Origin of the sequence: Vibrio hyugaensis, assembly GCF_002906655.1 — a bacterium.
GTDB classification, from domain to species: Bacteria; Pseudomonadota; Gammaproteobacteria; order Enterobacterales; family Vibrionaceae; genus Vibrio; species Vibrio hyugaensis.
In genome coordinates, this window is sequence record NZ_CP025794.1 from 895,775 (window position 1) to 917,938 (window position 22,164).

The window sequence follows — 22,164 nt, forward strand, 5'->3', positions numbered from 1 at the left end:
AGTGTCAAACAACTCACCCAATTTACTTCTCTTCTTTACTTACTTTTACACAACACTTGCCGATCAAATGTAGAGCGCATTCAAGAGCATGAGATTACGTCATGATTCAGGTTACAGCGTTCTTTCAGCATCCGAGATTTTCTTCACTAACGCTTCTCGGCGCAGATCGAGTATTTCATCGATCAATTTCTCTTTCGCATTGATGCCAAAATGCTGAGCGTAGTTTTTCACTTTTTCAATTTCATTCGGGTGTAAACGGTACACCTCTTTTTTTAAACGCGCTTCGGCTTCACTTTTAATAAAGCCTTGGCTTTGCAACAATTTAATGATGGCTTCATCGGTTTGGTTTACGTCTCGTGTCATGGTGTTCCAGTTTAAAAGTCTGCGTTTTCCGTAATGCGGCTTGTGCTTTCAAGTCGCACAACTTATAGACCAAACATGACAACGTTATTGCAGACCAAGGTCATTTATTAGCAAAATATGAAATGCACCTATAAAAGAAAACGCTCGCTCTTCGCCAAACGGTTCATCCAAATGATAAAAAGCAGAATCTAAGACTAAGGGTGAACGACCTAATCTAAACCATAACAAACGGAAGCTTTATTTTTTCAAGGCCGGATTGCACCTCCGGTTTTATTTTCATCACGGCCCTTTCTTGCTCAACGGGTTCCCTAAATATGAAAGTAAGAATCCTCACGTTCTGTGCTTTGGAGACAGAACCTTTCAAGAGCATAAAAATCGATCTGCTTCACATAAATCATATTATATTGGCTATTCTTTGACCAAACCAACCAGCCCCGCAGCATTCACACACTCAATTTCAGAAGCAAAATCATAATCCACAAAGCATAAGTGACGGGTTACATTGTCAATAATTGCCGTTGGTCACTTTTTGAACAGCACTAATTTCAATATTTGTGCTTTCCCACTCCACTCCATACTTTGCATAGTCAACATTGTTCATATTTGTGTTATTTAAATACAAGCAAGGCCAATTTCTTTGCATTTCGTGAAGAATGAAGTTAACCGCTGAAAACCATGGAGAACAATATGAAGAATACCCTCACGAATATTGTCGGTAGTGCGTTGTTACTGACAACATTTGCCTCACATAGCGCTCAAGTGAATTTAGTTAACCCTAGCTTTGAAGAAAACTTTTCTGGTTGGACAGAAGTCGATCCTACCGCAGTGTCTGGTGTTGCTTACGACGGTGCTAAATCGGCAAAATTCCAAGGCGACGGTGCTCGACTAGAGCAAACCATCACGGTCAGTAGTAATACGGAATACACGCTAACCGCATATGTACAAGGAGAAGCCAACATTGGTGTGGATGTGGGTCAATACACCTACAGTCAAGCGGCATCCAACAGTGATTGGGCGAAAACAACAGTCACATTCAACTCATCAAACGCAACCGAAATCACCATCTTCGGCGAATACAATACTGCCGAAGGACGTGTCGATTTGTTCGAACTCTCATCATCAGAGCTCGTCGCCCCACCGACGACGTCCTTACCTATGTTCGATCTGGAACCATCTGCTTCACCTTCGGTCAACTTTCCATTAAACGGTTGGAAGTTGGATTTACCCGTTGATGAAAACGGCAACGCTTCTGGCAAATCAAGGGAAGTCAAAGAAGACGAATTGCAAAGCGGATACGAAAGTACAGAATTTTTTTATACAGGTGATGATGGTGGCCTCGTCTTTATCTCTCCGGTTCAGGGAGCAACCACCTCAAGCAATACCAAGTACACCCGTTCTGAAATTCGTGAAATGCTACGCAAAGGCGACACCAGTATCGCCACCAAAGGCATTACAAAGAATAACTGGGTTTTTTCGAGTGCTCCAATCGACGACCAAAATGCGTCTGGCGGTGTTGACGGCGTATTAGAAGCAACGCTTGCAGTGAATGCTGTAACTTCAACGGGTGATAGCAACCAAGTAGGACGAGTTATCGTTGGTCAGATCCACGCCAATAATGATGAACCGATTCGACTTTACTATCGCTTATTACCAGGTCACACCAAAGGCTCACTGTATTTTGCGCATGAACCTAACGCAGAAGCCTCTACAGACAAAGAGCAATTCATCAACTTAATTGGCAGCTCCGCTGATAATGCCTCTGAACCATCTGATGGTATCGCACTAAATGAGCTTTTCTTATATCGTATCGAAGTTCAAGGTAATCAGTTGATCGTGACAATTCAGCGAGATAACTACGAAGACGTGACAGAAACAGTCGACATGACGACGAGTGGTTACGATGTTGGCGGTCAGTACATGTACTTTAAAGCAGGCGTCTACAACCAAAATAACACTGGTGACCCGACAGATTACGTGCAAGCGACATTCTACCTCCTCACCAATACCCATGTGGGGTATGTCGGCAACTAACCCAATAGCTCACAACCATGCGGAAGGCTAACCACCTTCCGTATTCTTGAGTATCACAACCCTATAGAGCTTAGATAGAAGCGTGTTATAGACAAAACAAATGGCATAAATTCACGATTTATTGTCTTAGTTATAAAACTTGATTCAGCCCTCACTTTCCCCCCAACCCTTGTTATAAAAGTTAGATCCCTCGCACTATTCTCTTGATTAGCAAGTGATCTGACCATCATTTAGCCACATCGTATATATCGCACTCACTTGTCATACAATATCATTTCTTTTGTAAGTTTAGGCACGAACACCAAAAGGAATTCACGATGAAAAGTCACGTTGAAATCGCCATGGATGCCGTTGAATTAGTTAAGCCATCCATAGAGCGACTGTTCGAACGCACCAACAGGAAGGAACTACATATCGTGGTGATGGATCCAAGGATCAAACCTTGGGAATCCTCATTCAATGAAGCCATCCTTTACCAAACCTCTTTAGGTACCCCAGAAGAATGGACTATTCCATTCGATGAATTTGCACGTAACAAAGCACACCAAGCATGGCGTAACTCACGTCCAAACATTCACAACCAAACCACTCAAACATCTTCACTGCAAGAGAACGACTTACTGTTTTTTGGCTCCTTTGTACACGGCGACGTTGTTGTTGCGTGCAGTGGTGTCGAACAATGGTATGACATGCTCGTCAGTGGCTGGATTGCGGTCGCTTTTGAGCAACTCTGCATGAGCGAATATCAAAAAAACAAAACAAACCACCCTACACAAGCTTATAAAAACTAACGGAAACAAAAGGTCGATTATTATGAACAAGCTTCTTAAATCTCTACTTGTCGCCGCTGGCATCATGGTTTCTGCAACTGCCGTTGCCGCTGATTATCCAACCAAGAACATTCGCCTCATTGTGCCGTTTGGCGCAGGTGGCGGCACAGACGCAGTTGGCCGCACACTAGCGAACTCTGCCAAAGATATTCTGGGACAAAACATCGCCGTGATGAACCGAACTGGTGGCGCAGGTGCGGTTGGCATGAGCTTTGGGGCACAGCAACGCCCTGATGGTTACACCTTAACTGTCGTAACGCGTGAAATTGCTTCTCTGCCACAAATGGGCTTGATGCAACATGACGCGAGCGATTTCAAACTCATCCGAATGGTAAACCTCGACCCTGCGGTGGTACTGGTTCATAAAGACAGCCCATACAACACGATTAACGATTTGATCGCCGAAGCGAAGAAAGGCGATGGCCGCGTGAAGTTTGCTTCTACCGCAGCACCAAACTTCTACTTAATGGCGTTGGAGCAAAATCAAGGCATCAAACTTAATGCGATTCCTTACAACGGCGCGTCTGAAGCGATTCCTGCGGTATTGGGTAAACATACGGATGTCACCATGGTGACGCCAGGGGAAGCTATTGCGCAACTGCGTTCTGGCCAATTGAAAGCGCTGGGTGTGATGTCAGATGAACGTATCGAATACATTGCTGACGTTCCAACATTGAAAGAGCAAGGTGTCGACGTTGTAACAGGAACATGGCGTGGTATTGGCGCTCCGAAAAATACTCCAGATGAAGTCATTGAAACACTAGGTAAAGCCTTTGATGAAGCAATGGCATCGGCAGAATTCAAAGAGTTCATGGAAAAAGGAGCAATGACCATTCACAACATGGATGCAGAAGCATTCACACAGTTTGTAGACCAAGACAGCAAATCGCTGAGCAAACTGATCCAATAAGTGATGTTCTGAAACGAAGAGCATCGCTTTGATGCTCTTCGATATGAGGAGAAGCGACATGAGTCAAAATAGCCTACAACAAAAAGGCTCACAGCCAACTATTTCGGACAATAATCAAGTACCGAAAAACAATCATTCATCATCCAATGCTTCAACCCTATCGCTATTCGATAGAGACATCATCTTCCCTTGCTTGATGATCGTCATCAGCGCCATCATTTTGGTGATCATCAGCCAATTCGACAAGCCACACTTTCAAGACGCCAGCGTAAACGCTCAGTTCTTCCCAAGTGTTATCGCCATCGCTCAGATCATCATCTGCATTGCCTTAATCGCACAACGCAAACTTAAAGCCCCTTTGAAAACCAACTCCCTACCACTGTTTTCTAAGATGGCCGTATTTGGCATTGGCTTTTTGATCGCTTATGCCGTTCTTATCAACCTCGTCGGTTACCTAATCGCAAGTCTGATTGCCTTCACGGTTTACCTAATGTGCTTCAAAGTCAAAAAACCGTTGTATTACCTGATTGCTTGGGTATTTGTTTTTGGCGTTTATTACCTATTCGGGGAAGTCTTTTACATCTCACTTCCGCAAGGTTTGTTTTATTAAGGAGAGGCTATGTTTGAACACTTACTTAATGGCCTACTGACTGCATTTAGCCCTGAAGTATTGCCTATCTTAATCTTTGGCGTCGTTGGCGGTATTATCCTCGGTGCTTTGCCGGGCTTAACCGCCACCATGGGTGTCGCGATCTTATTGCCATTCACCTTTGGTATGGAATCCACTCCTGCTCTCGTCATGTTGATCGGTGTTTATATCGGCGGAATTTATGGCGGCTCAATTGCGGCAATATTATTAAAAACCCCCGGCACACCAGCTTCTGCCGCGACCGTATTGGATGGACATACCTTAGCAGCTAAAGGTCAAGCCGCGCGCGCACTCAGTATCTCTGCCGTCGCCTCTTTTGTGGGGGGATTACTAAGTACCATCGTATTAATTGCAATCTCTCCTTTACTAGCGAACTTTGCATTGCGCTTCAACGCACCAGAATACTTCGCCCTTGCATTGTTTGGTTTAACTATCATCGTGAGTGTTTCTTCGCAAAACATCTTGAAAGGCTTGTTGGCAGGCACGATTGGCTTACTGGTGTCTACCATCGGATTAGATCCAATCAGCAGCGTCCCTCGCTTCACCTTTGGTGTGATGGATCTTTATAGCGGCATTAATGTAATTCCGGTTCTGATTGGTTTGTTTGCTTTGTCTGAGGCCATCAACCAAATTGAAAAAATCCTCAAAGAGAAGCAATCAGAAGTCCCGAACTTTGACCGTAAACTACTCAGCAAAAAAGACCTTAAAACCATTCTGCCAACCGCGACCAAAAGTGGCCTTATCGGTACCGCTATTGGTTCAGTTCCGGGGGCTGGTGCAGATGTGTCTGCGTTTGTTTGTTATAACGAAGCAAAACGTGCCGCGAAGAAACCGGAAGAGTTTGGCAAAGGCTCATTGCATGGTTTAGCAGCAGCCGAATCGGGTAACAACGGCGTGACGGGGGGCTCATTGGTTCCCTTACTGACCCTCGGTGTTCCGGGAGATGCAGTAGCCGCCGTACTACTTGGTGCCCTCATCGTACAAGGTTTAACGCCAGGGCCATTGTTGTTTGCTCAAAACCCTGAAGTAGTATACGGCGTATTTAGCTCGATGCTAGTCGCAAACGTCGTGATGCTTTTGGTTGGCTTACTTGGTATTCGCTTCTTCTGCCGAATCATTGAAGTGCCAAAAATGCTGATGATTCCAATCATCATCTTCTTGTCGGTTGTTGGTGCTTATGCCATCAACAACTCAATGTTTGATGTAGGTATCGCCATCGCCTTTGGTTTGCTTGGTTTCGTGCTTGGTAAGATGGACATTCCATCCTCTCCTATCCTATTAGCGATCATTCTTGGGCCAATGGCAGAAACCAATCTACGCAAAGCCTTGCTCATGTACGATAACTCCTGGTCATTCCTTTACGAACGACCAATTGCGCTAGCGTTTGTTTTGCTGGCTATCTTCTCTGTGTATTCGACATTAAAAATGAAGAAGAAAGCCCAACCTCAAACGACTACTTAGCGATACACTTTATTGAGAGAGTTTCCCTCTCTCAATCCAACAAAAAGCCGGACATTCACGTCCGGCTTTGTGTTAATGAAATGCAGAGTTCTTAGTGGAAATACACCAGCATCTCGACGTCATCCCCTTGCTGAACAGCATTCAATGAGAAGTGTACGTAGCCTTCATCTGTCACTGGGATTTGCAGGTATTCATTGCTGCCCCAGTAGTTTGATGCGTACTCGTGTTGCTCTGCGGTTGGCCAATAACTACGGCTTGCGTATAAATCAACATTGCCACTGTCTGCATCGCTATTTTTATCCGTTAGCCACACTCGCACTTCTTGCACACCCTGAGGAACATAAACCGCCGCATAGCGTTGTTGATGCACCGTTAAGGTTTTGGCCTGACCCGACTCTAACACCACAGGCGTTAAGTCATCTTGCTCTTGCGTTGGCGGCGTTGGTGTTTCAGTCTCTAAAGAAGCAACGAGGGTCACTGCGCTAAAGTCCGTTCGACCAGCGATGCTGATGTAGTAACGGCCCGCCTTAATATAACCCGATTGCTCCGGCTCAAACGTCACAAATTCATTGCTGCCATCGCCATATTGGCTGAACTCAAAATCGTAGTAATGCGCTTCTTTCTCAAAGCTCATGTACAAATCCGCATCGCCCTGGCTATCGCCGTGAATCGTAACTTCAAAGTGGGTACTGTTCTCAGGTACATCAACATAGAACAACTGCTCACTGTAAGCCGCACCACTTAACACCACACTTTGATTTGCTGCGAGTTGCGTTACTTGATCAGAAGGCTCTGTCGGCTCACCCGGATTTGGTTCTGGGTTTGGATCAGGCAGCTGTGGTTCGCTAGAGACAGAATCTAACCAACGCTCAAACTCGCCATTGTATTGCTCACCCAATAATTGAACTTGTTTTGCCCACTCAGCAAACTGACCAGAGCGAGAAAGCGCCAGTAAGCTATCCACTTCTTGCGGATGCTCTTCCAACATAAAGCGTACCGCTAAGTAGCCCCAACGATAAACGCGATTGGTATCATGAGAGTAAGTGGTCGCCAACACATCGGATAGGCTCATTTTACCATCGGCAATCAAACCAATCGCTGCGTCGTAACCTTGCTTGTAATGCATGTACTCAGCAAAGCCCTCTAACCACCACACAATGTAACCATGCGCCAAGTTATCGCTAAAAGAACCATATTGGTTGAATCGTGCATCAAGGTAATGGGTGTATTCATGCTCCAAGTTGAGAATGGATAACTCGTCACCATTAGCGTAACGGTAAGCCACAAAGCGCGCCACGTTGCCTGCTTGTGCAGGATTTCCTTCAAGATACTGACCGCCGTTGTCCGTGGTGTTGCCAAACAAGAAAGACGAGTAATCCACGTAGCTGCTTTTGTTGGCAAACACCGCCACTTCTACTCGCTCATTGTTGTCGTCTGCCACTGGTTGTTGACCAGTATTCGCCACTTGGTGGAAGTCCGTCTCTTTCGCTGCCAGCACATCACACGCTCCAATCGCTTGTGCTTCAGTCAAGTCTTGGGAACGGATAATCGCTGGGCCTTGGCACTCGTAACGGTTCGGTAGCACTCGCGCCGCTAAATCACGCTTCGCTTGGTCTAAATCCAGACCATTCAAACCTTCTGGTGCGAAGTAGCTCATCATCTCAACTGCCGCTAGCCAAAGTTTGTCGTGTTCGCTACCAAGTGGATTTTGATCCATCACTTGTTGCATAGCTATCAATGCTTTTTGTTTTGTCGCTTTATCTGGACTTGCCAATAAACGACCCGTTTCACGCACTGCGTTATAAACCAAGAAACTTGCGTCCGTATCTAACGCCCAAGCATTATCACGGGCGAATGTCACTAATGTATCGATGTGTTGAGTATGGCTTGCCATATAGCGGTAAAAATCATCTCTCGCCGCATGCCCTGCCATTGCTCGGAACAAGTTATTTAACCCATCTACCCACTGAGTATCCTTCGCGGTTTCAAGGTTGAAATGACCCAGCGCCGCGAGTTGGGCCTCCATCGTGAGCGGCAGTTGCTTCACGTTATCAACCATCAAGGTTAGGCTTTTCATTGCGTCCACTTGTTCGCGACCTTGGTCTAAGGCGTGTGGATTGGCTAAAAACGCATTAATCGACTGGGCAAAACGTTGGCTCAACGCGTCAGAAAAGTTCGGCGCTTGCGCGTTATAACGAACGTAATAAGCGGCGCGGACAAACTCACCCAGATTTTCGAGTTTACGTGCTTGTTCAGCTTTACCTCTATAGCGTGTAATTTCTTGATTCAATGCAATTTGGATACGGCTTAAGCTCACTTCGCTGTAGATATCGTTTAACGAATCGGCAGGTGCAGAGAACCAAGAACCGTAACAATTGTAATCCGCTGCAGAAACCGCAGAAGCGAGATCAGCTACTTGCTGAAGATCGTTAACATCACATTGTTCTTGAGCAAATGAAAAACAGGACACACTGGCGAGCATGCATGCAAGCGCCAAGCGATGACGCGGGAATAGACGGGTATGAGACATAACAACACTCATTAATTAGTTATATATTTGAGGGCGCTGTTATATTCCTTACAACAAACAAGGTGAATTGAGTTGCATAGGATTTATGAAGTTAGTTCAGAAATTAGATATTTAACTCTAATTTATAAAGACAAAACCAACATATTCATTTGCTCGTAAGTCATCAAAACGGTTAACAAACACACTAGGGCATCCCAAGAGCCAATCCGACTTTAACTGTCTTTGTCACAAATTGGTCCGCTTTTTTATCTAGTTTCCTTTAGTTAACTACATTATCTTTTAGAATATCATGCTGTATAGAATGTGACTCTACATTTCTAACGTCCGAATTTATACCTATATAGCTAGTTTGACATTGTGTATTTCATTACTTTTCTTATGTATAAGATTATAATGTTATGGTAGGCTTTAATGAACATACGTTAATATTATAAACAGCCTACCTTTATTTGTAATCATCTCTTTTAGATAATTACAATCATATGATATAAAAGTATTCTCACTATGTTAATTTTAAGATTTAAACTCTATCTTTCACTTTTGCATGATAGTTTTGTCTAGTCAACTCAGAAATAAGGAACTCTTCATCTAGTAACTTTAGAAAGTTATCACATCTAACTAGACTATTTAAGTCAAACTTACTCCCATCCTCACTAAATTTCAATTTATCTTTAAATACAGGATGCTTCAATGCATAGTCAATTAGTTTTTCATTAGAAATATTATTTTCTACAACTGCTGAACCATTAAATATTTTCACAAACTTTCTAGCAAACCTTATATCATTTTCAAGTTTACTTTCAAACTTATTACAACATTCAACTAAAGACATTGATTTTAGTTCGACAACATACTCTTTAGCTTTGCTTTTTAATATCTTATCAAAAGCAAAATCTTTCTCAAATTTAGTGGCGTCCTTTACTAAATAATAATCTTTTACTCTAGCAAAGATAAAGTTCTCGTTTAATCGAATAACATCTTCACTAATTGGTACAATTCTATTACCACTAAAAGTTACCATTAGCCGTGACTTATGTTTAAACAGATTGACAGGCTGAATTAAATTGTAAAAGCTCATAGTTTCACCATTACTACTTTTAAGCCTTACAATAACCGCATGCACATCACTCAGACCTGAGTGCTTTACGGGGTATGCCTCAAGAGTTTTGTTCGCTGGTAAAGTATGCGCAGTATCAATTGCATCTAGCTCAGCTAATCTATCGTCAAAGTCATAGAAATACAGGGCGTTGGGTCTTCCATCATTCTGAGATAACGGTAAACATTCAAACCCCAAATTATCAGCAAACGTTTCTTTTATCGATGATACATACTTTTGCTTATACTCATGTAACGCAGTATTATCAATATCAGAATCGAAAACATTATTGAATTTATCTAAGAAGAAAACTTTAATACCAATACAATTATCTACAACCGTCTTTATATCGTTCTTAACATCGTTTTTATTCATAACTTTATATCTCGCGCAAAACATACAGAATTTGAAAGGAACTTATAACTAACATTATCACCAATCTTTATTTCATTTTTTGTAATTATTAATATTGATTGATAGAAAGCATTACTATCAGACAGATCAGTTTTATACAGTTTATAACCAAATATAGCTAAAGTCGGGTTTGCATAATACTTCTCTGTTCTTACAAAGATAACCCCTATAACTAATATTAGGATTAGATATGCAATCACTTTGTTTAAGCTATCAAAACTCATCCCAGCAAATGGCACAATATACGTAGCTAAAAAAGTAAGACTTTCATAATCCTCTCCCTCACAACGCATAACTTTTAATGTATCTTCGCCACCACCTTTTAAATAATATTTAAATTGCCTACGTAAATACTCACAATAAATTATCTGAATTATTGAAAACAAGAATAAAAAATCTTCAGATTTTACTTTTTTGAAGTCAAAATCATTCAATAAAAGAATAAAATCAAGCCTAAAAGTTAGGACTGCAACAATCACAAACAGAAAGTAAAGAGAGAGTAAATACAACTGTGATTGCTCTCTAGTCCCCAGTTTCATTTTTATTTTCCTGACTAAAATCGTTCATAATTATCACTTAAAATAATGTTCACGATGATACTGGAGAAACGCCTGTTCAATCTTGTGCTTTTTGTTCAGCGTTAACTGTTCGTCTAGGCCAATCAAACTGAAATCATCCGCGATTGAGAACACACCGTTATCAAACATCACGTGATGGTTTGGACATAAGCACAGGATATTTTCGACCACATCAGGGCCGCGATGCGGTTCACCCAACGGTTGAATGTGTGCAGCTTCTGCGTAGTGCCCTGCTCCAGTATCAATGGCTAAACCGCATACTTGGCATTGATATTGATGCCAGTCTTTTACCTGCTTTGCCTTGTTGTAATCTCGGACGATCTTGTTGACCGTAACGGCTTGGCGGGACGTTACCTCATAACGTGCTTTGGTTGTGTCTTGCACCTCTGCCGCAGGTTCCGAATCAATTTGGACAAGTTTGTAGCGCCATACTTTGAAGCCAGAAAGTCCTCGCTCGCACCAATAGTCTTCAACGCGGTATAAACCCGCGTATTGATAACCTTTGACTGGAGAGTAATGGCTTTGGTGTTTATGGCTTCGAGTAACGCGAACAGGTAAGCCCTCTAGCTTGTTTCTAGCCAGAGCGAGGTTGGTGCGTTCTAATTTTTGATCGGCAATTTGTTTATTGCTGTTTTCGTCACGGCCACCTGCTCCGGTATAGATGATGACGTTGCCAAAATCTTCGTCGTCTTCATAACCACCGGAAAGCACGATTGAGTCAGCGCCTTCTTTAGCGCCGCCACTGATACCAGCCTGCGTTGGGGGATGAATGCCAGATTTGGCTAACGCGGCTCGATTTTCGAACATGTCACCGACCTCAGTATCGGGTATGTGTCCAAAAACTCTCATAGTAAACCCTTGTCTGTGTACTACTCAGCGGAAAAACGTGTCGAGAGGAGTGACGAATTTCCAACTGACACATGCACTAACGGTATCACATTCAATCAGGTTAATATGCGTGAAACCTTCTCATTTTTCACAAGAAGTTTTTATGGTGACAATCGTTTATTTTCATATAGATAGCGAGCAGCATCGGGTAAACGACATGGTCAATTTTACATCTCAAACAAAACGAAGATCACAACTTATTATCAAAGTCCGACGTGCGGTTTTCTGTCATCCATATTTAACGTGCTAGTCATAATTATCAATAAGAATAATCACGCTAATTCGACTTATGGACAGACAGATGAAATTGACACAATGGATTGTTGGGCTAAGTGGCTTACTCACATTACCAAGCCTTGCAGACACAGATGTATACCTTACGAATAACTCAAACCAACCGTTAACTATTCAGGTAAAACATGAGGGCAGCGATTTACTGGAATACGGTGAAGAATGGCAACAACATGTGCAAGTGCTTGGTCCTTGGGAGACCAAATCAATCCTGAGCTTTAACCGTTGGGAAGGTGTAAAAACCGGCCAGAATTATCGCTTTGAGACGGTGGTTTCTAACCCGCGGGGTGAAAACATAACGTTAAACCAAGTGATGGAAGGCCATTGGTATAATTCAACGATTGAATATGGCTTGTCGGCTACGGACGTCAGCTTAGCGCTGAAAAACGATCGCAATATTCACCGTTCTAGCACCGATGCGTTTGGCACTCGCACTTCAGAACTGGCTTTTAAATCGGCCAGCACGGCTCGTTACGATGATTTGTATTACACCATCACACCGAACAAGGTCGATGAAGTTGTCGATATCGATGAGCAAAACCTCAAATTGATGACTTATAACATTTGGGCGCTGCCTGCGATTGCTTCACACATTGGTGATCGTTACGAACTGATTCCTGATTACGTCAAAGGTTACGATGTGCTGGCACTACAAGAAGTGTTTGCCAGCGGCCGTGATGCGTTCTTGCGTGAACTTGCAAAAGAATACCCTTACCAGACTAAGATGCTGGATAAAGAGGGGTTCAACATTTACGACGGCGGCGTGATCATCGTTAGCCGTTACCCTATCGTCAATCAGGCGCAATATGTGTTCCCAGATTGTAGTGGTACCGACTGTTTTGCCGATAAAGGCGTGAACTATGCAGAGATAATTAAAGGTGGCCAAGCTTACCATGTGTTTGCAACGCATACAGCGTCTCTCGATACAGACACTTCGCGAGACTATCGTCAGCGTCAGTTCAAGCAAATACGCTCGATGGCTCAGTCTTTGAATATTCCAAGCGATGAAACCGTGATTTACAGCGGCGATTTTAACGTGAATAAGCTTAAGTTCCCGGGGGATTACCAACAGATGTTGGCAAACCTGAGCGCGATTGAACCACAATATTCGGGCTATACTGCATCAACGTTTGATCCTCGCATCAATAACTTTGCAGGAGAGGCTTTATCCGGCGGTGAAAATGTGGAATACCTAGATTACGTGATGGTGAGTAACGAGTACGGTTTGAAATCGTTCAATGACAACCGTGTTGATGTTCCTCGTTCAACGGCAGAGAGTTTGTGGAAGCACTTCAACCTGTCGGATCACTTCCCTGTTAGCGCTGTGATCAAGCCATGAAACGTAATGCGTTAATCACTGCGTCCGTCGTACTGGCGGGCATGGTTTTATTTTGGATGAACGATAACAAACGCGAGAGCTTAATATCGCTCTCCCCTGCTTTTGACCGAGCCCCTAATTCACAAACTGAGAGCACGGCTTCAGTTGCATCCAGCTTGATTTCTAATTCAAAAACCAAGGCCAAAGATACTGCGTCCCCGCTTGAGGTCCTCGCCGAGGGATTGAATCAGTCACAAGGTCGCGCTTTAAAAACAGAAATTGAGACGTTTTGGCACACTTGTATGTCCGACCACAATTGTGAAACCAAACTTGCTGAGTTAGAAGCTTATTTGTTCGAAGAGCGTTTTGCTTTAGTGGCGAACTACCATCAACTTAATAGTCTGTGGCAACAAAGCGTGGGTAGTTTATTGTTTGATGAGCAACAACCACTCGCCTCTCGAGTGGCGTTATTAAAAGCACAAGCAAGCAAGATATGGGGTGAGTTGGCAGAAGTAATTTTTGCTGATGAATTTGCCCTTTACGATTTTAGTTTGCAGGCAGAGCTGTTGGATTCGACTCCCGCTCAAGACTACGTGCAAGCCTTTGACGATTTAGTTAGAGAGTGGCAAGGCAATGAGGAAACGTTGGGATTAGCCAGCGAGCAAGCAAAGTACGAGCGCGCGGTGGCGTTAATTCCGGATAACGTGAGCCAGACAGAGCGCGAGGCTTTGATTGAAGAGCTTCAACAAACTTACCTTTCTGAGCAAGAGAGTGACGAGATACGCGCTCGCGAACAACAAGTCGCTGAGCAAAAGCAGCAAGTTCGTGATTATCAGAGTGAGTTGCAACAGCTTGAATCCAAACTAGCAACGCAAAGAGCGGCCAGCCACTCGGGTTTATCGGACTCGGAATGGCAGCGTTATTACCAACAAGAGGTGGCGGATTTTCGTCGCAAGTTCTTTGCGGGTTAATGACTCTTCTGTATGAGCAATTGGAACTAGAGATTCCCTACTCGCTCATTCTTCGCTCTGGGGAATGACGCAGTCGGGCATCTCAGTGCGAAGTGAGCCCCTATAAACCACCTCTCAAACCTCAAACGAGTCGTTCCAGCAAGCCTAGGCGCGACTAGGAATCTGGTTTCCGCGAATGCTTGATACAAGAGGTCGCCCACTTAAAGCGACCTTTTGTTATTCATTCTGTTGGTACAACTCAAGAGTTACAACACGCGTAAGCATTCTTCTGGCGGCAAGCTTAGGAGCGAGTTGGCGAAGTTGATCTTCTCATCTCGCCATCTCAATGCGGCCTCTCGGCTTTCTTGCGAGTGTCGGTCGGCCTGAAAGTAGCTTTGTCTTGGTAGTCCGTTCGCTGGTGTCATCACCATAGATTGTTCATTCAAACGAATCGTAAATAGGAACTGACCACGTTGCCCTGTTTGCGCAGCTGGGTGGTGCAATGTGGTATCACAGCAATAACGTTTATCGCGTAGTGCACGGCATGTGTATTCAAAGACATCTTGAGCACCACGCCCAGGAAACGCGGTATAAACACTAATACCATCACGTTGCAAAGACTGATCACCCGCCGCCAGTTGCACCGCGTATTGGATCATCCTAAAGCCCAGAACCACACCACCAATACTGTTCAATCCACTATATTGAATTGCGCCTTCTAAGCTCAGACGAAGTTTGTCTTCCCCTTCATAAAGAAAAAGATCAGGCGATGCCCAATCACTCTTTGGAATAAGCAGTTGAGTAATATCCGAGTGTTCCATGCTGGTCTCCGCAACAATGAGTGTGTTTGAGACCACAAACATATCGTAATGAGAATTATTATCAATGAATTTAAAGAAAAACTGAGAGAATGAAAAGGCACGGCTCACTACAATACATCGTGCCTATATCAGAAATGCCAATCCGCTGAACTCAAATTGAACTCCTTGAGCCAAACCGGATTTCGATCGTAACTTCAGAACAGATTCAAGCCAAAGACCCCTTTCACATCAAATAGCACTTGCTCGGTTTTCTCACGCGAACGTTGGCTGCCTTGTTTTAGAATTTCGACAAGTTGTGCTTTGTCATCTAAGAACATGGCGCGTTTTTCTCGGATTGGACGAAGCATCTCTTGCAGACACTCTTCCAACACATTCTTGGTTGTTCCGTCACCCAGTCCACCATGGCGATAATACGCTTTTAACTCTGCCACATAAGCTTTATCAGTATGGAACGCATCAAGGTAAGTGAACACGATGTTGCCTTCTACTTTGCCTGGATCTTCAATACGTAAGTGGTTTGGATCGGTGTACATGGATTTCACCGCCGCTCTGATTTCTTTCCCTGTCGCCCCTAAGTTGATTGCGTTACCCATACTTTTCGACATTTTGTTTTTGCCATCAGTGCTTGGCAAACGTGGCGCGTCACTGAGCAGTGGACGACACTCTTTCAGAATGGCTTTTCCGCCAAGATGGTTTATCTTTCTCACGATTTTATTGGTTTGCTCTAGCATTGGCAATTGGTCATCACCAACAGGGACAAGTGTTGCGTGAAAGCCGGTAATGTCGGCCGCTTGAGATATTGGGTAAGTCAAAAATCCAGCCGGAATGGAACGCTCAAACCCTTTGCTTTGGATTTCGTTTTTCACCGTCGGGTTACGCTCCAAGCGTGCGATAGAAACCAAGTTGCTGTAGTACATGGTTAGCTCAGCAAGCGCCGGAACTTGAGACTGCAAGCAGATGGTGGTTTGAATCGGGTCGATACCAACGGCAAGATAATCCGCCACTACGTTCAAGATATTGGAAGAGACTTTGGAAGGATTGTGCGCGTTATCGGTTAAACCCTGCATATCGGCAACGAGAATAGTTTGATCGTGCTGAGTTTGTAGCGCAACACGCTGTTGTAGTGAGCCGACGTAATGACCTAAATGCAGAGGGCCTGTGGCTCGGTCGCCAGTGAGAATGACTTCGCGTTGTTGAGTGTTTTGTGTGGTATCCATAACTTATCTCCGAATAAAAATAGATCGCTACTGGAGATAAAAAGATATGACACTCTTAGCTACCGTCCAGCAGCGTAAGAATGCGAGGATTCCGCGCCGCTCTAATTAGAGCGCCACCAGAAGAAGTTTGATGAAGGTGTGAATGTCGTTTTCATGCTTTTAAAACTAACAAGGAGCAGAGCTGAAAACAACCCTACTCCTTGTACAATTTGATTTTTCAGTTTTGGCACGCATTGCCAGCACGGCATCAAATCTGGATATACATGGCGATGACCAGTGCAGCGCCAAATAGGCTACCCGATACAAACGCACACAATACCGCTTTATTCTGTTTGCTTCTCATCCTTTACTTCTCGACTTTAGAGCACGTAGAGCAACGCTGATTGCTGCGCTCTCATACTAAGTTGAACAGTGATAAATCCTTTCCGGTGAATCGATACGCCAAACAATCTTCGGTTCACTCTGTTGCACACAGCGTTACGATTTTTGGCGAAAACTTAAACCACTTAGTCCAAGAAGTGTGATGGCGTTAGAACAAGTTAAATAAGAACCGACATTGTTTACTAAACAGCGTTTATTAAATTAGGCGGGTCTCAATAGAAGAATACGTGCGATTGGTTGCGCTTAACAGCCCACGGTGACGGTTTCAAAATTCGGTTCTGTTTCTTCTCCCGAAGTTTGGGTATATAGCCATTCTCTAACGCTTCTGCAGTTTAAGCGAACCCAATGTTGAGTTTATTTTTACCCGGCGCTTCTGAATCAGAAACGGAGGCATCCGCGCCTCCGCTTCAGTTAAGTACTTCAGTTAAGTACTTCAGTTAAGTAATAGTACCGATCATGCAGGATATTCGTGGAAACCCATTTTCTCGGAGATCACGCGGCCAGCATTGTGTAGCATGGATACGTACTCTTCACGACGAGACTCTTCAAAGCGCACCGTTGGGAACGACATGGACACACCCGCAACCACATGCCCAAAGCGGTCATAGACAGGAACCGCGACACAATATAAGCCAGGTTCTTGCTCTTCGTTATCTTCCGCGTAATGCTGCTTACGAACTAACTCAAGCTCTTTGAGCAAAGATTCAACGTCTTTATGAGTATTTTTTGTATGACAAATAAACTCAATATCTTTCAATGATTCTCTGACAAATGCTTCTTCGCGTTCCGCTAAAAGTACTTTACCAATCGCGGTACTGTAGAGTGGATTGCGGCGTCCGACACGTGAGTGCATTCGCAATGAGTATTTAGCATCCAGTTTATGGATGTAGATGATCGCGTCTTCATCTAATGCTCCAAGGTGTAATGCTTCCCCTGTTACATCGGCGATCTTGGTCATCTCGATGTCTGCTAATTCGATAAGATCTACATACTCTAGCGACTTCGCTCCCAATTCAAACAAACGAATAGTTAAGCTGTACTTATCGGCTTCACCCTCTTGGGATACATAGCCTAACGTCTTCATTGTTTGAAGAAAACGGTAAGTCGTCGCCTTCGACATCATCAATCGTTGAGACAAATCCGACACGCCAATTTCTTTCTGCTCGCCTAACGCTTCTAAGATACTAAAGACCTTTAGAACGGAAGAGACGGATTCTGGTTGTGTGTTCTTTTCTGCCATATTTTCGCTTTTCCACATCAATGTTTCAGCCAGTATACCTTTAGTGTTCAAAAAAAATGAAAAGCTTTTTCAATAAAAAATCTTATTTGTATGATAAATCGTCGCGTAAAGGTGACGTACATCATAAAATTTTTAAAACACCTTTTCATTTTAGTTGATCGCCTGATTTCATTTCTATAAAGTGACCTCATCTGATGGCAATAAGTCATACATTAATACTTAATTTGCATGGTAAGGAACTCATTATGATTCTCGATTCGTTCAATCTTGAAGGAAAAGTCGCTGTTGTGACTGGGTGTAATACTGGACTTGGTCAAGGTATGGCGTTGGGTTTGGCTAGCGCAGGCTGTGACATTGTCGGCGTGAACATTTCTGAACCAACAGAAACCAAACTACAGATCGAAGCGCTTGGTCGCCGCTTTTTGGATGTACGTGCGAATCTTATGGTTCTAGACAATATTCCGAGCATCATTGATCAAGCTGTTACTACGTTTGGCAAGGTCGATATCTTGGTAAACAACGCTGGCATCATTCGTCGTAATGACGCTCTCGAATTCAGTGAGCAAGATTGGGATGACGTAATGGACATCAACGTCAAGTCGGTCTTTTTTATGTCTCAAGCCGCAGCCAAGCAGTTCATTGCTCAAGGTACTGGCGGCAAGATCATTAACGTGGCGTCCATGCTTTCATTCCAAGGTGGTATCCGCGTGCCTTCATACACGGCATCGAAAAGCGGCGTGATGGGCGTAACGCGTTTAATGGCGAATGAATGGGCAAGCAAAGGTATTAACGTAAATGCGATTGCGCCGGGCTATATGGCGACTAACAACACCGCAGCTCTGCAAGCAGATGAAGAACGAAATAAAGCAATCGTCGAGCGCATCCCTGCAGAGCGGTGGGGTACACCAAAAGATCTGGCAGGGCCGTGTGTCTTCCTTGCGTCTTCTGCTTCTGATTACGTGAACGGCTATACCATCGCGGTCGATGGCGGCTGGTTAGCTCGTTAAGGAGAAAGTGATGTTTGTATTTAATAAAGACATTGCTCTGGAAGATCTTGGCGATGGTATCAAACGCAAAGTTTTGGCTTACAGTGACAACATGATGAGCGTCGAAGTGTATTTCGACAAAGGTGCGGTCGGCGCTTTGCACAGTCACCCTCATGAGCAAATTACTTATGTGCTCTCCGGTGAGTTTGAATTCACCATTGGCGACGAGACGAAAGTCGTCAAAGCCGGAGATGCGCTATATAAGCAGCCGAACATCATTCATGGCTGTACTTGTTTAAGCGAAGGTGTGTTGCTCGATAACTTCACGCCTATGCGCAAAGATTTTGTCTAAATTTAAAAGATTATTATTGGAGAAACCCATGAAAATTGCACTGATGATGGAAAATAGCCAAGCGGGTAAAAACGCGATTGTGCTAAACGAGCTTGAGCAAGTGGCTCGTTCACAAGAATACTCAGTATTTAACGTAGGCATGAGTGATGAAAACGATCATCACCTAACTTACATCCACCTAGGCATCATGGCGAGCATCTTAATCAATTCTAAAGCAGTGGATTTCATCGTGACTGGCTGTGGTACAGGGCAAGGTGCCATGATGTCATTGAATATTCATCCGGGCATTGTTTGTGGCTACTGCTTAGATCCATCTGACGCATTCTTGTTTAATCAAATTAACAACGGCAATGCCTTATCGCTTGCGTTCGCAAAGGGCTACGGCTGGGGTGCAGAATTGAACGTTCGTTATATTTTCGAGAAAGCATTCACAACCGGAGATCGCGGCCAAGGTTATCCACTAGAGCGAGCAGAGCCACAGCAGCGAAATGCTGCCATTCTTAACGATGTGAAGTCTGCTGTCGTAAAAGAAAACTACCTCGATACGTTAAAAGCCATTGACCCAGAACTGGTAAAAACTGCAGTAAGTGGCATGCGTTTCCAGCAGTGTTTCTTTGAGCACTGTCAAGATGCGGAGATCGAAGCATTCGTACGCGAAATCTTAGCTTAATGTCTTAAATCCCGTTGCCGCTTTTCTTCCATCTTTAAGCGGCAACGGTTTTACGCATATATTCCACTACAAAATATAATAATACATATCACTCTTTCTTAGCGTGGTATATTTTCTAATTCCTTCAAAATAAAATCGTATCATCGCCCTACCTCCCCTCCAATCAAAACCAATTTAAAACACAATATTTCAATCACTTAATCTAAAAATCTATAAGCAAAACCATTTCTTTATTGTTTAAATAACAAAATTGAAATGCGTTTCATTTGTCACATTTTTTGTGTTTCCTGTTCGATCTTTTGTCATACATATTAAATAATGAACCAACGTTTTAAAAAACAGAAACCTTATTTTTAAAATCACTAGGGGTACAAAAATGAACATAGATATACTCGTAGTCGCCGTTTACTTTGTGTTTATGATCGCCGTGGGGATCATCTTTAAACGCTTGGCCGGTAACTCAACCAGTGACTACTTTAGAGGTGGCGGCAAGATGTTGTGGTGGATGGTAGGCGCAACGGCGTTTATGACCCAGTTCAGTGCGTGGACGTTTACCGGTGCAGCAGGCAAGGCCTTTACTGACGGCTTTCCGATCATGGTGATCTTCATGGCGAATGCGTTTGGCTTCTTGTTGTCTTGGTTATTCTTCTCGTACCGTTTCCGTCAAATGCGAGTAGTGACACCTGTAGAGGGTGTGCGCCGCCGCTTTGGTGCGACGAACGAGCAAGTGTTCACTTGGGCAACAATGCCAACCAGTATTGTTTACACAGGTATTTGGTTGAATGGCTTGGCGCTGTTCGTGAGTGCGGTGTTCAAAATTGACATCGAGACCACCATCATAGTCACGGGTTTGATCGTTCTGTTTATTTCTGTGATTGGCGGCTCATGGGGCGTTGTGGCGTCAGACTTTGTCCAAATGGTTGTCATCATGGCCGTAACTGTAGTGTGTGCCGTAGCGGCGATCATTAAGATCGGTGGCCCAAGTAACTTGATCGAGCAGTTCCCTACCGATTCAATCATGGGACCGGGTATGAACTACCCATTGCTGTTCGTCGCTTGGTTTATCTTCATGTTCGTTAAGCAGTTGCAAAACATCAACAACATGCAGGACTCTTATCGTTTTCTTACTGCAAAAGATTCTATCAACGCACGTAAAGCGGCTCTGCTTGCCTTTGTGTTGATGCTTGTTGGCCCTGCGATTTGGTTTATGCCTCCTTGGGTAACTGCAGTTATCTACCCAGACGCAGCACTTGCGCACGTCGATGCACTTGGCGGAAAAGCAGCCGATGCGGTTTACCTTGTGTTTGTAGAACGTGTGATGCCAGTCGGCATGGTTGGCCTACTTATGTCTGCCGTGTTTGCAGCCACCATGTCTTCAATGGATTCTGGCCTCAACCGAAATGCGGGGGTTTTCGTTCGTAACTTCTACAACCCAATCATCAATAAAGATGCGTCTGAACGTCAGCTTATGCGTGTCAGCCAAGCGGTAACCGTTGTGTTTGGTGTACTGATCATCATGGTCGCATTGTTCATCAATTCATTGCGTGGTTTGAGCTTATTCGACGCAATGATGTACGTGAGTACCTTACTTCAAATGCCGATCTTGGTGCCGTTATTCTTCGGCATGTTCATCAAGAAAACGCCGGATTGGGCAGCATGGGCAACGCTTGCTGTTGGTATGGTGGTCTCTTATCTCGTGAGCTTTGTGATCACACCTGACGTTATCGCTAACATGCTAAATCTTGAAAATGGCTTTACCAGCCGTGAAGCGTCTGACCTGATTGTAATGAACGGCATCATCGGTCATCTACTGATTACGGGTGGCTTCTTCTGCTTAACCACTAAGTTCTACAAAGCACCTCAAGAAGCGCGCGCAAAAGAGCTTTCGGAATTTTGGACGGATGTTGATACACCAGTGGTGGAAGCTGAAGGACAAGATGAAGTGGATCGTCAACAACGCAGCATGCTTGGCAAACTGATCTTGGTGTTTGGTGCTTTGGTTATCACCATGGTGTTGATTCCAAATCCATTCTGGGGACGCATGGCCTTCCTATTCTGTGGTGGCGTTGTGCTTACCGTTGGTGCCTTGCTTCTTAAGAGCGCCAAGAAAACTGAAGTACTGTCGACACAGTTACAACACTAACTCTCGTTTGAATTCAGACCTTGGAGGCTCGAAGGGTTGAGCCTC

19 protein-coding genes are annotated in these 22,164 nt (G+C 44.0%); 11 read left to right on the forward strand and 8 right to left on the reverse strand.

The genetic code is table 11. From position 1 onward, the window contains the following. Window positions 1-111: 111 nt before the first annotated feature. Entirely contained in the window at window positions 112-363 is a 252-nt protein-coding gene (locus C1S74_RS04790; protein WP_045403067.1) for a hypothetical protein, read from the reverse strand. Between the two features lie 687 nt (window positions 364-1,050). Here C1S74_RS04790 and C1S74_RS04795 point away from each other — a divergent pair. The 5 genes from C1S74_RS04795 to C1S74_RS04815 all read left to right on the forward strand — a co-directional run bounded on the left by C1S74_RS04795 (window position 1,051) and on the right by C1S74_RS04815 (window position 6,244). Beyond that, entirely contained in the window at window positions 1,051-2,394 is a 1,344-nt protein-coding gene (locus tag C1S74_RS04795) for a polysaccharide lyase family 7 protein (RefSeq protein ID WP_045403064.1), read from the forward strand. Window positions 2,395-2,711: 317 nt separating this feature from the next. Beyond that, window positions 2,712-3,185 (forward strand): hypothetical protein, encoded by a 474-nt coding sequence (locus C1S74_RS04800; protein ID WP_045403061.1) that lies wholly within the window; start codon window positions 2,712-2,714, stop codon window positions 3,183-3,185. A gap of 22 nt (window positions 3,186-3,207) precedes the next feature. Next, window positions 3,208-4,134, forward strand: coding sequence for a tripartite tricarboxylate transporter substrate binding protein (locus tag C1S74_RS04805; protein ID WP_045403059.1), 927 nt, complete (start codon window positions 3,208-3,210; stop codon window positions 4,132-4,134). 196 nt (window positions 4,135-4,330) lie between these two features. Further along, window positions 4,331-4,744, forward strand: a complete 414-nt coding sequence (locus C1S74_RS04810; protein WP_045403089.1) for a tripartite tricarboxylate transporter TctB family protein — start codon at window positions 4,331-4,333, stop codon at window positions 4,742-4,744. A 9-nt stretch (window positions 4,745-4,753) separates the two neighbouring features. Beyond that, window positions 4,754-6,244, forward strand: a complete 1,491-nt coding sequence (locus tag C1S74_RS04815; protein ID WP_045403057.1) for a tripartite tricarboxylate transporter permease — start codon at window positions 4,754-4,756, stop codon at window positions 6,242-6,244. A 91-nt stretch (window positions 6,245-6,335) separates the two neighbouring features. Here the strand turns inward: C1S74_RS04815 and C1S74_RS04820 are convergent, their stop codons facing one another. The 4 genes from C1S74_RS04820 to C1S74_RS04835 all read right to left on the reverse strand — a co-directional run bounded on the left by C1S74_RS04820 (window position 6,336) and on the right by C1S74_RS04835 (window position 11,711). Further along, window positions 6,336-8,774: a M9 family metallopeptidase gene (locus C1S74_RS04820; protein ID WP_045403054.1), complete on the reverse strand. Its 2,439-nt coding sequence runs from the start codon at window positions 8,772-8,774 to the stop codon at window positions 6,336-6,338. A 520-nt stretch (window positions 8,775-9,294) separates the two neighbouring features. Beyond that, a complete protein-coding gene (gene kwaB / locus C1S74_RS04825) occupies window positions 9,295-10,245 on the reverse strand; it encodes an anti-phage protein KwaB (protein WP_045403051.1) in 951 nt (316 codons plus the stop codon). Further along, window positions 10,242-10,823, reverse strand: a complete 582-nt coding sequence (gene kwaA / locus C1S74_RS04830; RefSeq protein WP_045403049.1) for an anti-phage protein KwaA — start codon at window positions 10,821-10,823, stop codon at window positions 10,242-10,244. The genes kwaB and kwaA overlap by 4 nt, the downstream gene beginning before the upstream one ends. 33 nt (window positions 10,824-10,856) lie before the next feature. After that, window positions 10,857-11,711 carry a YDG/SRA domain-containing protein gene (locus C1S74_RS04835; RefSeq protein WP_045403046.1) on the reverse strand — a complete coding sequence of 285 codons (855 nt, stop codon included), beginning with the start codon at window positions 11,709-11,711 and terminating at the stop codon, window positions 10,857-10,859. Window positions 11,712-12,051: 340 nt separating this feature from the next. Between C1S74_RS04835 and C1S74_RS04840 the strand changes: the two genes are divergently transcribed. Both C1S74_RS04840 and C1S74_RS04845 read left to right on the forward strand, forming a co-directional pair. Continuing rightward, window positions 12,052-13,380: a sphingomyelin phosphodiesterase gene (locus tag C1S74_RS04840; protein WP_045403043.1), complete on the forward strand. Its 1,329-nt coding sequence runs from the start codon at window positions 12,052-12,054 to the stop codon at window positions 13,378-13,380. After that, entirely contained in the window at window positions 13,377-14,330 is a 954-nt protein-coding gene (locus tag C1S74_RS04845) for a chromosome partitioning protein ParA (protein WP_045403040.1), read from the forward strand. Before C1S74_RS04840 ends, C1S74_RS04845 begins: the two co-directional genes overlap by 4 nt. A 245-nt stretch (window positions 14,331-14,575) precedes the next feature. On the opposite strand, the gene C1S74_RS04850 is transcribed toward C1S74_RS04845, so the two are convergent. The 3 genes from C1S74_RS04850 to kdgR form a co-directional block, all read right to left on the reverse strand. Continuing rightward, a complete protein-coding gene (locus tag C1S74_RS04850; RefSeq protein ID WP_045403086.1) occupies window positions 14,576-15,130 on the reverse strand; it encodes a hypothetical protein in 555 nt (184 codons plus the stop codon). 194 nt (window positions 15,131-15,324) lie between these two features. After that, window positions 15,325-16,347 carry a tryptophan--tRNA ligase gene (trpS, locus tag C1S74_RS04855; protein WP_045403036.1) on the reverse strand — a complete coding sequence of 341 codons (1,023 nt, stop codon included), beginning with the start codon at window positions 16,345-16,347 and terminating at the stop codon, window positions 15,325-15,327. An 835-nt stretch (window positions 16,348-17,182) separates the two neighbouring features. After that, window positions 17,183-17,968 carry a DNA-binding transcriptional regulator KdgR gene (gene kdgR / locus C1S74_RS04860; RefSeq protein ID WP_045403083.1) on the reverse strand — a complete coding sequence of 262 codons (786 nt, stop codon included), beginning with the start codon at window positions 17,966-17,968 and terminating at the stop codon, window positions 17,183-17,185. Window positions 17,969-18,213: 245 nt separating this feature from the next. On the opposite strand from kdgR, the gene kduD reads away from it, so the two are divergent. The 4 genes from kduD to C1S74_RS04880 all read left to right on the forward strand — a co-directional run bounded on the left by kduD (window position 18,214) and on the right by C1S74_RS04880 (window position 22,119). After that, on the forward strand, window positions 18,214-18,975 hold the full coding sequence (gene kduD, locus C1S74_RS04865) for a 2-dehydro-3-deoxy-D-gluconate 5-dehydrogenase KduD (RefSeq protein WP_045403033.1): 762 nt from the start codon (window positions 18,214-18,216) through the stop codon (window positions 18,973-18,975). Between the two features lie 10 nt (window positions 18,976-18,985). Beyond that, window positions 18,986-19,306, forward strand: a complete 321-nt coding sequence (locus C1S74_RS04870; RefSeq protein ID WP_009705706.1) for a cupin domain-containing protein — start codon at window positions 18,986-18,988, stop codon at window positions 19,304-19,306. 28 nt (window positions 19,307-19,334) lie between these two features. Next, the gene (locus tag C1S74_RS04875) at window positions 19,335-19,976 is read left to right on the forward strand and encodes an RpiB/LacA/LacB family sugar-phosphate isomerase (RefSeq protein WP_045403030.1); all 642 of its coding nucleotides are present in this window, start codon (window positions 19,335-19,337) and stop codon (window positions 19,974-19,976) included. A gap of 376 nt (window positions 19,977-20,352) precedes the next feature. Then, complete coding sequence (locus tag C1S74_RS04880; protein ID WP_045403027.1) at window positions 20,353-22,119, forward strand: sodium:solute symporter family protein; 1,767 nt, start codon at window positions 20,353-20,355, stop codon at window positions 22,117-22,119. Window positions 22,120-22,164 lie beyond the last annotated feature (45 nt).

What these genes read in the sequence shown, in the direction of transcription:
- C1S74_RS04790 (WP_045403067.1), bottom strand. Translation starts at nt 363, where the DNA reads ATGACACGAGACGTAAACCAAACCGATGAAGCCATCATTAAATTGTTG.
- C1S74_RS04795 (WP_045403064.1), top strand. Translation starts at nt 1,051, where the DNA reads ATGAAGAATACCCTCACGAATATTGTCGGTAGTGCGTTGTTACTGACA.
- C1S74_RS04800 (WP_045403061.1), top strand. Translation starts at nt 2,712, where the DNA reads ATGAAAAGTCACGTTGAAATCGCCATGGATGCCGTTGAATTAGTTAAG.
- C1S74_RS04805 (WP_045403059.1), top strand. Translation starts at nt 3,208, where the DNA reads ATGAACAAGCTTCTTAAATCTCTACTTGTCGCCGCTGGCATCATGGTT.
- C1S74_RS04810 (WP_045403089.1), top strand. Translation starts at nt 4,331, where the DNA reads ATGATCGTCATCAGCGCCATCATTTTGGTGATCATCAGCCAATTCGAC.
- C1S74_RS04815 (WP_045403057.1), top strand. Translation starts at nt 4,754, where the DNA reads ATGTTTGAACACTTACTTAATGGCCTACTGACTGCATTTAGCCCTGAA.
- C1S74_RS04820 (WP_045403054.1), bottom strand. Translation starts at nt 8,774, where the DNA reads ATGTCTCATACCCGTCTATTCCCGCGTCATCGCTTGGCGCTTGCATGC.
- kwaB (WP_045403051.1), bottom strand. Translation starts at nt 10,245, where the DNA reads ATGAATAAAAACGATGTTAAGAACGATATAAAGACGGTTGTAGATAAT.
- kwaA (WP_045403049.1), bottom strand. Translation starts at nt 10,823, where the DNA reads ATGAAACTGGGGACTAGAGAGCAATCACAGTTGTATTTACTCTCTCTT.
- C1S74_RS04835 (WP_045403046.1), bottom strand. Translation starts at nt 11,711, where the DNA reads ATGAGAGTTTTTGGACACATACCCGATACTGAGGTCGGTGACATGTTC.
- C1S74_RS04840 (WP_045403043.1), top strand. Translation starts at nt 12,052, where the DNA reads ATGAAATTGACACAATGGATTGTTGGGCTAAGTGGCTTACTCACATTA.
- C1S74_RS04845 (WP_045403040.1), top strand. Translation starts at nt 13,377, where the DNA reads ATGAAACGTAATGCGTTAATCACTGCGTCCGTCGTACTGGCGGGCATG.
- C1S74_RS04850 (WP_045403086.1), bottom strand. Translation starts at nt 15,130, where the DNA reads ATGGAACACTCGGATATTACTCAACTGCTTATTCCAAAGAGTGATTGG.
- trpS (WP_045403036.1), bottom strand. Translation starts at nt 16,347, where the DNA reads ATGGATACCACACAAAACACTCAACAACGCGAAGTCATTCTCACTGGC.
- kdgR (WP_045403083.1), bottom strand. Translation starts at nt 17,968, where the DNA reads ATGGCAGAAAAGAACACACAACCAGAATCCGTCTCTTCCGTTCTAAAG.
- kduD (WP_045403033.1), top strand. Translation starts at nt 18,214, where the DNA reads ATGATTCTCGATTCGTTCAATCTTGAAGGAAAAGTCGCTGTTGTGACT.
- C1S74_RS04870 (WP_009705706.1), top strand. Translation starts at nt 18,986, where the DNA reads ATGTTTGTATTTAATAAAGACATTGCTCTGGAAGATCTTGGCGATGGT.
- C1S74_RS04875 (WP_045403030.1), top strand. Translation starts at nt 19,335, where the DNA reads ATGAAAATTGCACTGATGATGGAAAATAGCCAAGCGGGTAAAAACGCG.
- C1S74_RS04880 (WP_045403027.1), top strand. Translation starts at nt 20,353, where the DNA reads ATGAACATAGATATACTCGTAGTCGCCGTTTACTTTGTGTTTATGATC.